This is a genomic window from Dyella sp., assembly GCF_035503745.1.
In the GTDB taxonomy this organism is placed as follows: domain Bacteria; phylum Pseudomonadota; class Gammaproteobacteria; order Xanthomonadales; family Rhodanobacteraceae; genus Dyella_B.
Genome location: NZ_DATJTC010000010.1, coordinates 1 through 11,575 on the forward strand (window position 1 = coordinate 1; position 11,575 = coordinate 11,575).

11 protein-coding genes are annotated in these 11,575 nt (G+C 57.9%); 7 read left to right on the forward strand and 4 right to left on the reverse strand.

The features are described 5' to 3' along the window. Positions 1-10 precede the first annotated feature (10 nt). The 4 genes from VME63_RS03580 to VME63_RS03595 all read left to right on the forward strand — a co-directional run bounded on the left by VME63_RS03580 (position 11) and on the right by VME63_RS03595 (position 4,228). Positions 11-1,204: an IS256 family transposase gene (locus tag VME63_RS03580; protein WP_325430454.1), complete on the forward strand. Its 1,194-nt coding sequence runs from the start codon at positions 11-13 to the stop codon at positions 1,202-1,204. 634 nt (positions 1,205-1,838) lie between these two features. Next, complete coding sequence (locus tag VME63_RS03585; RefSeq protein WP_325430321.1) at positions 1,839-2,327, forward strand: hypothetical protein; 489 nt, start codon at positions 1,839-1,841, stop codon at positions 2,325-2,327. Between the two features lie 124 nt (positions 2,328-2,451). Continuing rightward, on the forward strand, positions 2,452-3,528 hold the full coding sequence (locus VME63_RS03590) for an IS5 family transposase (RefSeq protein ID WP_414648196.1): 1,077 nt from the start codon (positions 2,452-2,454) through the stop codon (positions 3,526-3,528). 220 nt (positions 3,529-3,748) lie between these two features. Beyond that, positions 3,749-4,228 (forward strand): hypothetical protein, encoded by a 480-nt coding sequence (locus VME63_RS03595; protein ID WP_325430325.1) that lies wholly within the window; start codon positions 3,749-3,751, stop codon positions 4,226-4,228. A gap of 813 nt (positions 4,229-5,041) precedes the next feature. Here VME63_RS03595 and VME63_RS03600 read toward each other — a convergent pair. Continuing rightward, positions 5,042-5,386, reverse strand: coding sequence for a hypothetical protein (locus VME63_RS03600; protein ID WP_325430327.1), 345 nt, complete (start codon positions 5,384-5,386; stop codon positions 5,042-5,044). A gap of 24 nt (positions 5,387-5,410) precedes the next feature. Here VME63_RS03600 and VME63_RS03605 point away from each other — a divergent pair, with 24 nt between their 5' ends. The 3 genes from VME63_RS03605 to VME63_RS03615 all read left to right on the forward strand — a co-directional run bounded on the left by VME63_RS03605 (position 5,411) and on the right by VME63_RS03615 (position 7,518). Continuing rightward, complete coding sequence (locus tag VME63_RS03605; protein ID WP_325430329.1) at positions 5,411-6,142, forward strand: hypothetical protein; 732 nt, start codon at positions 5,411-5,413, stop codon at positions 6,140-6,142. Between the two features lie 3 nt (positions 6,143-6,145). Then, entirely contained in the window at positions 6,146-6,430 is a 285-nt protein-coding gene (locus VME63_RS03610) for a type II toxin-antitoxin system RelE/ParE family toxin (protein WP_325430331.1), read from the forward strand. A gap of 548 nt (positions 6,431-6,978) precedes the next feature. Further along, on the forward strand, positions 6,979-7,518 hold the full coding sequence (locus tag VME63_RS03615; protein WP_325430333.1) for a hypothetical protein: 540 nt from the start codon (positions 6,979-6,981) through the stop codon (positions 7,516-7,518). Between the two features lie 557 nt (positions 7,519-8,075). Here the strand turns inward: VME63_RS03615 and VME63_RS03620 are convergent. The 3 genes from VME63_RS03620 to VME63_RS03630 are packed head-to-tail and all read right to left on the reverse strand — an operon-like array spanning position 8,076 to position 11,449. Further along, positions 8,076-8,870: an aldose epimerase gene (locus tag VME63_RS03620; RefSeq protein ID WP_325430335.1), complete on the reverse strand. Its 795-nt coding sequence runs from the start codon at positions 8,868-8,870 to the stop codon at positions 8,076-8,078. A 43-nt stretch (positions 8,871-8,913) separates the two neighbouring features. Beyond that, on the reverse strand, positions 8,914-9,930 hold the full coding sequence (locus VME63_RS03625) for a glycoside hydrolase family 43 protein (protein WP_325430337.1): 1,017 nt from the start codon (positions 9,928-9,930) through the stop codon (positions 8,914-8,916). Positions 9,931-9,964: 34 nt separating this feature from the next. After that, positions 9,965-11,449 (reverse strand): MFS transporter, encoded by a 1,485-nt coding sequence (locus VME63_RS03630; protein WP_325430339.1) that lies wholly within the window; start codon positions 11,447-11,449, stop codon positions 9,965-9,967. Positions 11,450-11,575 lie beyond the last annotated feature (126 nt).

Here is an 11,575-nt window from a genome sequence, read left to right on the forward strand (position 1 = left end):
GCCCAGCGAGCTGCTGGATAGCCTGCTGGCCAATTACAGCAAGCCGGAAGACCTGATTGGCGAGAACGGCCTGCTCAAGCAGCTGACCAAACTGCTAGTCGAGAAGGCCCTCGATGCTGAGATGACTGAGCATCTTGGTCACGAGAAGAACGAGCCGGTGGCCAATGCGGCCGGCAATACCCGCAACGGCCGCAGTCGCAAAACGCTCAAAGGCGAGTTCGGCGAACTGCCCATCGAGATACCGCGCGACCGCGACGGCACCTTCGAGCCGAAGCTGGTGCCTAAGCATCAGACGCGCTGGAACGGCTTCGACGATAAGATCCTGTCGCTGTACGCACGCGGCATGACGGTGCGCGAGATCCAGGCGCATCTGGAAGAGATGTACGGTGCCGAGGTCTCGCCAAGCCTGATTTCCTCGGTGACCGACGCGGTCGTCGATGAGGTCAAGATTTGGCAATCACGCCCACTGGATAGGGTCTATCCGATCGCCTATCTGGACTGCATCCATGTGAAGGTGCGTGATGGCTCGGTACGCGCGAAGGCGGTGTACCTGGCCATCGGCATCACGTTGGCCGGCGAGAAGGAAGTGCTGGGTCTGTGGATGGCGCAAACGGAAGGCGCGAAGTTCTGGCTTCAAGTAGTGACCGAACTGAGAAACCGCGGCGTGCAGGACATCTTCATCGCCTGCGTCGATGGACTTAAGGGATTCTCCGAAGCGATCGAGGCGGTGTTCCCGAAGACGGCGGTGCAGTTGTGCATCGTGCACATGGTGCGATACAGCTTGAACTACGTGCCGTGGAAACGTCGGCAGGAAGTCGCATCCGATCTCAAGCGCATTTACACCTGCGCGACCGCTGAAGAGGCCGAACGGTGCCTGGGTGAGTTCGATGCCAAATGGGACGCGCAGTACCTACCCATCGGCCAATCGTGGCGACGTAACTGGGAGCGGCTGATACCGTTCTTCGACTTCTCGCCGGAGATCCGCAGGGTGATCTACACCACCAATGCCATCGAGTCGGTCAACTACAGCCTACGCAAACTGACCAAGCATCGTGGCGCGTTTCCCAACGATGAAGCCCTGATCAAATTGCTCTACTTGGCACTACGCAACATCAGCAAGAAATGGACGATGCCGATCCACAACTGGAAAGCGGCGTTGAACCAATTTACGATCCAGTTCGAGGGACGACTCCCTCAACCGTAAACCGAAATCCCGTTTACACAAAATTCTGCACACGCTCCAACATCGATCTCGGTGCATGCCCATTGCCTACGGCAATCATTATTGACGAAAGCGATTTCAAGCGACGATATGGGGCACTTCTTCTCAAGAAGTAGTGTGCGCCTGGATTTTTGCTACATTGGTATGCCTATGCCAACAACAATCCGGTCAATCACACGGATCCGGATGGGCTGTGCGTCGACGGATTGACTTGCGATCAGATGGCGCAGTCCTATGGGAAGTGGGCCTATGCCAATCCAAAAGAAGCTGACAAGTTCGGTCGCGTGGCTTGGGTAGGCGTTGGGGTGATGGCAGCCCCCGTGGGCCACGCAGCCCGTTGACAGCCAATCTAGCTCATCAACCAACAGCTCTTCCCAATCCAGTAGTGCAAGCTTATCTCAACGAGCACCAGGTAATAGGGCGACGCAAGCTCCTCAGGCGCCGCAACGAAATTCCGTTACGCCAGCACTCCACCCCCTTGGTCAGTAGGCTCTTATTAAACGGTCAGTTGATGCAGGCGTAGATGGGTACGGTTAGGCGATATTGAAACTTTGATTCAAAGAGCTGAACCGCGCTTGAAAAAACCGTGATTCGTTAAGTATATCGAGGCAATGTGATGATGAGATTCGTCGTAAGAAAAATGATAGCTAGCATCGGCCTCCTATTGGCAATCATGTTGGCTGGCAAAAGTTATGCGTCAGTATCGAGAGAATCTACGAATTGGGAAAAGCTTGTCGCAGAGGCTTCAGGCAGGCTGGATATGGAGTTGTATCAGTCAACTAAGTATGGTGGGGGCGCACCAAAGGGAGAGGCGTTTTTTCGAGCAGAGGCTGAGTGTTCCGCGAATTCGAATGCGTTGCTTAGCGCCAATGGAATACTCGTTAGCGCTCCTGCTGCTTTGCATCTTGGAAGTGCAGCCGCATGGTCGGGCAAGACTGCCGTATATGTTCGCCTTGATTTCGTAAATGGAGATAAATACAGATTCATTTGCTTAATTGGCCATGACGATAAACTGGAGCGCACAAGGCTACTTGACATAAATTCACGGGCTCGCAAGTCAGCGGTGGAAATTGAGAATTCTTACTACATTTATGGCGGCAAATGAGCAGACCTGGGCTCGGGTTCAGACTTTCCTGGGTTGTGCCTTGCAATAACGGTACTAGCAGGCTGTTGAGAAACGCCTCGCAGCAGCGACAATCATAGTCTCCATCAATGATCGAGTGTTTGCAGTGCGCGGAGCCGATATCCGGCAGCTTGGTATGTTCTCGTATGTGTCGGTGGACGAGCGTGTTCCTGCCGACCACCCGATCCGCAAGTTGCGTGTGCTGGTCGATACGATTCTGAAAGAGCTCGATGAGGTGCTGGCCGCGCGCTATGCCGTCGGCGGCCGCACTTCGATTCCACCGGAACGGTTGCTGCGTGCCTCACTGCTGCAAGTGGTCTATAGCGTGCGCAGCGAACGTCCGCTGATGGAGCAGTTGAACTACAACCTGCTGTTCCGCTGGTTCGTGGGCCTGAACCTTGACGATGTGGTGTGGGATCACTCCACCTTCTCGTTCAATCGGGATCGGCTGTTCGATGCCGAGATCGCCCAGCGCTTCTTCGCCAGCACGGTCCTGCTGGCCCGGCTCAACGAGCTGGTCAGCGATGAGCACTTCTCGGTCGATGGCAGTCTGCTCGAAGCCTGGGCCTCGCACCGCAGCTTCCGCCCGAAGGATGGCTCGGACGACGGCGACGGCAGCGACTTTCGTGACCAGCGGCGCGGTAACGACACCCACGCGTCGGCCACTGATCCGGATGCCCGTCTGGCCCGCAAGGGCAACGGCCAGCAGGCCCACCTGGCGTACCTGGCCAACGCCCTGATGGAAAACCGCCACGGCTTGCTGGTGGGGGTGGATGTACGCCATGCCAGCGGCACGGGGGAACGCGATGGCGCGTTGGCGCTGGTCGATGCACACCTGTCACCCGGCGCCACGCTGGGCGCGGACAAGGGGTATGACGTGCGGGAGTTCGTCGAGCAACTGACGCAACGTGGCATCAAGGCGCATATCGTCCGCAACACGAGCCACGGCCGGCGCAGCGCCGCCGATGCGCGCACAGCACGCAGCAAGGGTTACGCGGTAAGTCTGAAAGTGCGCAAGCGCATCGAGCAGAGCTTCGGCTGGGCCAAGACCGTTGGCGATCTGCGCAAGCTGCCGTTGATCGGGATGGCGAAGGTCAACGCCTGGGTGCACTGGAACTTCGCCGCGTACAACCTGATCCGACTGGGCGGTATCGGCGAGTGGTGGAATCCCTCGCCGACCTGAGGAAACGTGCGTCTGGAGAGCGACACCGCGACGACTTTTCGATCAATCAAACCTATCATGCGGTGTGGCAATGGGTGTTTCTCAACAGCCTGCTAAACCAGATTCAGTTATATATGCAGGTAGCCTACCAGCAACTTCGGTTGATCCCGGACTGCCAACACAGAATGCGACAGCTCCAGTTGCGCGCCAACTCCAAACCTCTTGGCCGTGAGACATCTAAATGAAGAGCCTATGGACCCTACACACGTTCGCGTTGGTGTTTACCTTCGCCAGCGTCACAATCGTTAGCGCTGCCGGCGCAAACGAAGCAGACCAAATCCATCCAGCTGTCAATGCGCAGTATTTGTACGATTTGGTAAGGCAAATTCAGCAAAACGCTGATAGGCAGAAAAGAACGGCTCTCGCTCGAGAGCTTAGGCTCGACGTTGATAACATGCCTCCTAGTATGCGCGGTACATTGGATTTGCGAGTAATCAACGCGATCGCTGAACTCTTGCGCGATGATAATGATTCAATTCGTTTCTACGCTGCTATTGCGCTTGGCAGGATTGGTCCAAGGGCTCGTTCGACTTTGCCAGCCCTCAGTTACGCTCTTGCGCATCCCGCTCCTCCGATACCTGGGCCGCTTCCATTGGAGCCTGAGTATGGTTCTAGCGCCGTGATTCCCATGTCTATTAAGAAAATCAACGGCAATCCATGAAGCAAAAAAAGAGGGCAGAGTAAGCCAGCCATGTCGCCGCTGGTGGAAAAGACAACTTCAAGCCGCGAGCATGGGACAAATATTGCTTGACGATCGCGAACCCTGGGCCAATGTATAAGCACCCATCGGCCTTCAACAAGCAAACACTCACGATCAAAGGTAAGTTCATCGACGATTATCTGAACTCGCGCACGATCGATTTGGGAGCTTGCCCCTTGCCTACGGCAATAATCGTCGATTACGCTGACCTGCAGCGGCGGTATCCGTCGCTCTTTCGCGAGCACTGATGATCGGAACCTCAGGGGTCAGGTTCATTATTCGTGGTGAACCATTCCGGCGTCGAGCCTATCGGCCAGCACGACTTCGAGCAGCAGCGGCACCTATACCCTCAGTTGGAACACGGTCACGGGAGCGACCAGCTACGACCTGTACCAGAACGGGACCTCGGTCTACGACTCCACCGGAACATCGTGGTCGGCGAGCGGTGCCGCCAATGGCACGTACACCTACACGGTGGATGCCTGCCACGCCTCCGAAGGTGGCCGGTCACCCCGCGCTGCTGACGAGCGTTGCCAGTTCCCCAGGTGGTGGTAAGGGTTGGCGCCGGGAATAAGCAATGCAATGGCAAATCATAGCTGCGTCGCCGTCGGCCGCAGTTAGTTTCGCTGGCGAAGCTGTTCAGTTGTTGTGCCAAACGTGGGCAGTTGGCTGGCGTTTTGCAGTTATCGAGGATGACGTGCGGCGACAATTCGAGCTGGACAGTCTGCGGGGCTTTGATTGGTGCGTAGCGGCTCATGTCCAATCGCCTTCCGATTAGCGTTGGCCAGCTGCGGCCGCCGCCGCAGCAACCCACTCGTTGACGGCCTGCGACGACCAGCGCGGGCTGCGGCCGAGCACCACGGTCGGCGGAGGGAAGGGCGGAGCACCGATCAGCTCGCGGTCCTCCGCGTGCAGCGGGTTAAGTTGGGAAGCGCTACGGATAGGGCCGCCGCCACGACTGGCGATGGCGCCGAGGCCAGGGCGTGGCGCTGTGGCGATAGGAGCCACGGCCGCCACGCCGCGCATGCGGTCGAAGCTGCGACGGCTGATGGAGAGCCGTTCGCAAATCTGCTCGATGGTCCAAAGGGTGTCAGTAGCAATGTCGAACTGCGAGGGCATAGCGGGCCTCATTGGCGCGTTTTGATGCGTCATCAAAAGACACGGTGCGCCATGGCGCAACATGGCATACCGGAACATGACTGCCTTGTTCGCTTAACGGGGACTTTGTTAAATAGCCCCCTATCCTTTCGTTTGTGCCGACTCCCGATTATTGATAATCTGGAATCGGTTATCTATATCGGAGGCGCCGATATGACTCAATCCATCAAGCTCGAAAACCTCCGCGACCTGGTGAACATGGGCGCGGTGAAGACGGCCACGATTCTAGGCCAGAAAGGAGGCTACGCCGTGCTCGCCAAGCTGGGGACGCAAGACCGTATCCTGGCGAACAAGGTCGGTGAGGTGAAGATGTTCGCCACCACCGATACCGCCGTGCGTGAGCTCACTCGCCTGGGCCTGTCGTCGTTCCTGTTGGACACGTCCGGATATGAAGCGGGCTTGCTGCGCGCCCCGCGTAAGGACGTGAGCGCACGCGCGAAGGCCGCGAAGCAGGCGCTTGCCTACGATCAGTGGGTACGCGAGCAGGTTGACGAAGCCTTGGCCGAGGAAAAGAACGGCACGGCGACGTGGCACTCCCACGACGACGTGTGGAAAGACGTTCTGGCCGAGACGGCGCAGCTTGTGGCCGAGCGCGATCGCGCGCCCAAAGCCAAAGTGGCCGCCGCGACCGTCAAGCGCACCATTCACAAGCAGGTACAGACGGCAGCGCACAACGTGCGACACGCACGCGCGGCTGCGGCCAAAAAAGCGAAGTAAGCCGTGGCGCTCATCTACATGGGGTTAGCAAAGAGGGATCTGAGCAAAGCCGCCAGGTTCATTGTGAGCATCGGCCATCCCGATCCGATCGGTTACGTCACCGAAATTCGAGACGCCATCGCCAAGAACTACACCATCAAAAACCCCGGAGTGAACGGCCGAAAGAAAGGCACAAAGGAATGGGTGCTCCGGGGTAAGCCTTACATCGGCGTCATCAAGTGGGTGGGGAATGACTGCAAGGTCTACCGCATCCTGCCCACCGCTATCATCAAAACGCCGAAGCCATAGGCAGAGTTTTCGCCGCGAAAACTGACCCTGGGGAGGGGATGAAACAGGCTCTATCGAAAGCCGCCGCGATCGCGGGGAAAATCCTGGGGTTCCTTATCCTGGCCATTTGCGGCTTATTCGTGGTCGCGCACCGCATGCACGACGTTCCGCTGTTGAGCCCCCTCGCGCAGTGGGTAAAAAGCCTGTTCTAGGGGTTAAGCCGAGATACGTGTAATTTTGATAAGTAGGATCGGGATTGCGCAGCAGCATCAATGCGTTGCGTGTTGGTTCAACTACCACCGCCTGCTCGGATCGATCGGCTATATCCCGCCGGCAGAGGCCGAGGCAAACTACTACCGGCAACTCGCCAGTCAGGCAGCCTCCGCGGCGGCCTGACTTAAGCCAAACAGCCTCCACGAAAACCGGGGCGGTTCAGTTCAAAACACGGGTCGGGTTCGACTTTCTAAATAGCTTAAACCACGCAGGCTAGGCACTTATCCGACCGGGCTTCGCTGTTCAAACCATTGGGGTCAGTTCTGCCAGCTCTCTCCCACGACTGAGTGGAACCTATGAACCGCAAAAAGAACTCGCCGCTACTTATTTTGCAAATGGTTATTCTGAGCTGTGGATCAATCACTCGCTTGTCGCACGCGGGAGTCCAGTGTAATGGGTCTGAAGTTCAACTTGAGCTCCGAAAAAATTACCCGGGATGGCAAGTAGTCCGGTTGGAAGATCTTCGCTCCGAGGATCGTGATCTTTGGGTTAAGCAACACGGCATCGATTGCCCCGGCATTTTTGAAGCGCATCTAAAGTCACAGACCTATAAAAGCTTTGTGCTGACCATTTTCAAAAAAAATAGAGAATTGCAACAGATATTGCTTATCGTGGACGAAGGTAAAGGCTCTCATCCTGTTACTGTTTTAGATGGTCCGCGGAAAGTTGCCTACCTATCTGTTGTTTCAAAGATGTCGCCAGGCGCGTACTGGGGCGTAGATGGAAGGAAAGTTGATGTCTCCTTGGACTCCGTCTTGTATGAGGCAATTGAGGCCGGTTCTACGCTTTATTATTTCAGAGATGGAAGATTTAGCTATATATCTGTCTCTGAATAGCTGCAAGCGTCAAGCATGATCTACAAATTTGATGAAGAAGTTATTTTTGTACGGCTTAAGGGCTTGAACACCCTTAAGCATCTTGCGTTCGGAATTCTTCTATTCGAGCGCGCGCTACCGGTTTCCTTCAGTTCCAACTTGATTTCCTTTCCAGTGGAGGGGGAGAGTTGCGAGCTGCACTAGCTCAATTGTGGCTAACTGGAAACTGAAGATAAACAAGAGGCATCCTTTATTGCGCGCGCAGTATGCGAAGATCGAACCCTGCCACAGCCAGATGATCAGTCGCGGCGCTGGCTGGCCTCGGGGGATATGAGCTAGAAGGGATCGACCATGTTCAAATGGTTTATCATTTGATCATCAAGGCAAGGGAAAGTTGTTCGGAAGTCTGAGGCTGCAAGTTGCGCGCGGGTTGTTACGATAAATAGGCAACGCCGCTTTTCGAGATTGCCACCTCGATGGTTTGCAAGAGCTATGTTGCAAATTCAAATGGTCGTATGCCGAAACGGAAGCCGAGTCCGATGGCATCGTACTCGCAGTCGAATGAGCCGGTCGCAACGCTACGGCATCCACTCCATCGCATACCACACCGACAACGTCTCTCCAGGCGACAACTGTCGTGAGGGCGTCAGATTAAACGCATCCGGCGGTCCGCTTTGCGGTTCGATGCAGGTGGCGTGCGCAGTCTCGTCATAGATCACCCAATGATCGCAGCTTGAACTTAGCCGGATGCGCTGGCCGGCGCGATGCATCACCAGCGGTTTGTCGTTGAGGAAGCAATCGTCCCACGGCGGTGGTGGCGGATCGATCACGGGCAATGTCGCTATGCCTTGGGCGTCGCGGGGGTACATGCGCGTGGGTGCGAATTCCAGCCGATCAGGCTTGCGAAACCAGGGGTGCCAGCCCAGCGTGGCGGGCATCGGCTGTTCGCCGGCGGTGATGGAAAGCGTCATGCGCAAGCCGTCCTGGCCTACTTCGATGCGCTGCCGCGCGATGCCGCCGAACGGCCAGCTTTCGTCCTCGGGTAGCGGCAGCGAGAGATCGATGTGGGTGGGCGAGTGGCCGTCGATCCACCACGGCAGGGCGAAGGCGATGCCGTGGATCGCATGTTCGCCAAAATTGCGCGGCAACTGGATATCGCGGCCGTGAAAGCGAAAGCGTCCGTGCCGGATGCGCCCCGCCCATGGCAGCATGGGATAGCTCCCCCAGGCGATCATCGCCTCGTCGCCTTCATCGTGGCCGATGAGCCAGGTGTCGTGGTCGGTAGTGATCTGCGCGATGCGTCCGCCAGCGGAGGGCGCTATATCGACGGTCAGGCTGCCGTGGGCAATGCGCACCAAGGGGCCGGGGTGCATCGGGCGCTGCGCGTGGCAGGTGGCGGATGAGGCGGAATCGGCGTTACTTGCCATAGGGAGCGATGGTGATGATCTTGCCGTGTTCGTCGTAGTGCAGTTCGGTCATCTTGATCGAGCGCAGGTGGGTGACGCCGCCGGACAGAATGGCGTCGTGATAAAACAGGTACCACTTGCCGGCGAACGTGCAGATGGAATGGTGTGTGGTCCAGCCGACCACTTCGCTCATGATCCTACCCTGATAGGTGAATGGACCGTAGGGGTTGTCGCCCGTGGCATAGCACAGAAAATGCGTATTGCCGGTGGAGTAGGAAAGGTAATACCGACCCTGATAGGCGTGCATCCATGGCGCTTCGAAATAGCGGCGCTCGTGGTCGCCGGCCAGCAGTGGCCGGCCGTGTTCGTCCAGGATGACCACTTCGCGCGGCGCTTCGGCAAATTGCTTCATGTCCGGGCCAAGTCTGGCCACGCGCGGGCCCAGCGCGGGCTGGTCGGCAGGCGGCTCTTGGTGCGTGCCGGCGTAGGCGTTGTCGCGGTATTTCTGCAGCTGGCCGCCCCAGATACCGCCGAAGTACATGTAGTGGGTGCCGTCGTCATCGGCATACACGGCAGGGTCGATGGAGTAGCTGCCGTCGATCGCTTCCGGTTCGGGCGTGAACGGGCCCTCCGGGCGATCGGAGAGCGCCACGCCGATCTGGAAGAGGCCGTCGGCGCGCTTGGCCGGAAAGTAAAGGTAATAACGGCCGTCTTTGCAGGCGGCATCGGGTGCCCACATCTGCCGCTCGGCCCATGGCACGTCTTTGACGTGCAGGGCGACGCCGCAGTCCACTGCTTCGTCGTCGGGCGAGGCCATGCGCAAGACGTGATAATCCTCCATGCAAAAATGGTCGCCGTTGTCGTTGAACGGCACGCCGCCCTCGATGTCATGCGAAGGATAGATGTAGATCGCGCCGTCGAACACATGGGCCGAGGGGTCGGCGGTATAGATGTGGGTGACCAGCGGCTTGGATATCGCGCGCGCGGCTAGTGCGCGCGAATCGTGTTCCAGCATTTCATCGGACATGGCGAATAAACCGTGTGAAAGGGTGCATGGGACATCAGGGCACCACGGCGGCCTGCAGGCGGCGCGCATCGAGTTCGCGTTCGATGCGCAGCTCCATCGGCTTGTCGATGTCGTACAGGAACATCAAGGCCACGGCGGCAAGGAAGGGCAGCGAGCACAGCACGCTGACCGTGAGATGGATGCCGCGCACGGCGTCGGCCGATTGCGCCGTCGCATCGGCATGGTAGCCGTAGAGCGCAAGGATGCCGGCCACGCACGCGCCGCCGATGCTCAGCCCCACCTTCAATCCGCACAGCATGGCGGAGAAAATGATGGCGGTGGCGCGGCGGCGGTTCTTCCATTCCGAATAATCGGCCACGTCGGCGATCATGGCCCATAGCAGCGGAATGGTGATGCCGTAGAAGAAGCCGTGAAAGACGTAGGAAAGCACCACCAGGCCGACGCTGTCGGGCGAATAGACATAGAAAGCCAGCAAAAACAGCGTGGACGCGAACAAGGCGCCGCCGAACACGTCGCGCTTGCCGAAACGATCGGCCAGCCGCTTGGAAAAGCCGATGCCTACGATCATGAAGATGATGCCTAGTGCATTGAACAAGCTGAAGGCGGAGGTGGGTGCGTCCTTGGGCCATTGGAAATCGGTCAGGCCGATAGCGTCCAATACCTTGTTCAAACCGGCGATAAAGCTGTTGAAACCGACATGTTGCAGGAATGTGGCCAGCGCTGCCTCATGCATGTAGTACTTGAAGTAATAGATGTACATGCCGCCCTTGAGGGCCAGGTTGATGAACAGCAGCACCGTCACCGCCAGCATGATTTGCCAGGGGCGGTTTTTCACGAGGTCCAGCAGATCATCGCGCACACTGGAAGCCTCCCCGCGCGCCGGTACGATGCGTTCGCGCGTGGTGAGAAAGGTAATCAGGAAGAACACCGTGCCGACGATGGCGAACAGTGTCATGGTGTTGTGGAACCCGCGCGCCTTGTCCCCGCCGCCGAGAATCAGTACCAGCGGCAGCAGCAACACCTGGATGATGAATTGCGCCACCATCACCGCCACGAAGCGGTACGAGGAAAGGCTGTTGCGCTCGGCCATGCTGCCGGTCAATACGCCGCTCAACGCGGAGTAGGGCAGGTTATTGGCGACGTAGACCAGCACCAGCAGCGAGTAGGTCGCCAGCGCGTACGTCACCTTTCCCTGCTCGCCCAGTGAGGGGGTGCTGAAGGCGAGCAGGGAAAGGGCGCCAAAGGGAATGGACGTCCATAGAATCCAGGGACGGAATTTGCCCCAGCGGGTATGCGTGCGGTCGGCGATCAGGCCGATGACCGGCGTAAACACGAACGCGCCAAGCATGCCGACGGCAAAGATGATGGTGGCCGCGGTGCCGGCGGGAATGCGGAACACGTCGGTGTAGAAGAAGGCAAGAAACGTCACCAGCGTCTGAAAAATCAGGTTGGCGGCAAGATCGCCAAGGCTGTAGCCGATTTTCTCCACCACGCTGAGTGTCTGGGGGGTGCTGTTCATCGCTCGATCATGGCTTGTGCGGAACGCGCAGCGTATCGCGTGTGGGCTACGGTCCGCAGCATTAAAAAAAACGGCCCACCGGGCATGACGCCGACCGGGTGGGCCGAGGGGGTTTAGACGTTGCAG

Bases quoted from the DNA above. Each gene is read 5' to 3' on its own strand.
- VME63_RS03585 (WP_325430321.1), top strand. From the start codon at position 1,839: ATGATGAGATTCGTCGTAAGAAAAATGATAGCTAGCATCGGCCTCCTA.
- VME63_RS03595 (WP_325430325.1), top strand. From the start codon at position 3,749: ATGAAGAGCCTATGGACCCTACACACGTTCGCGTTGGTGTTTACCTTC.
- VME63_RS03600 (WP_325430327.1), bottom strand. From the start codon at position 5,386: ATGCCCTCGCAGTTCGACATTGCTACTGACACCCTTTGGACCATCGAG.
- VME63_RS03605 (WP_325430329.1), top strand. From the start codon at position 5,411: ATGCGTCATCAAAAGACACGGTGCGCCATGGCGCAACATGGCATACCG.
- VME63_RS03615 (WP_325430333.1), top strand. From the start codon at position 6,979: ATGAACCGCAAAAAGAACTCGCCGCTACTTATTTTGCAAATGGTTATT.
- VME63_RS03620 (WP_325430335.1), bottom strand. From the start codon at position 8,870: ATGCACCCCGGCCCCTTGGTGCGCATTGCCCACGGCAGCCTGACCGTC.
- VME63_RS03625 (WP_325430337.1), bottom strand. From the start codon at position 9,930: ATGTCCGATGAAATGCTGGAACACGATTCGCGCGCACTAGCCGCGCGC.
- VME63_RS03630 (WP_325430339.1), bottom strand. From the start codon at position 11,449: ATGAACAGCACCCCCCAGACACTCAGCGTGGTGGAGAAAATCGGCTAC.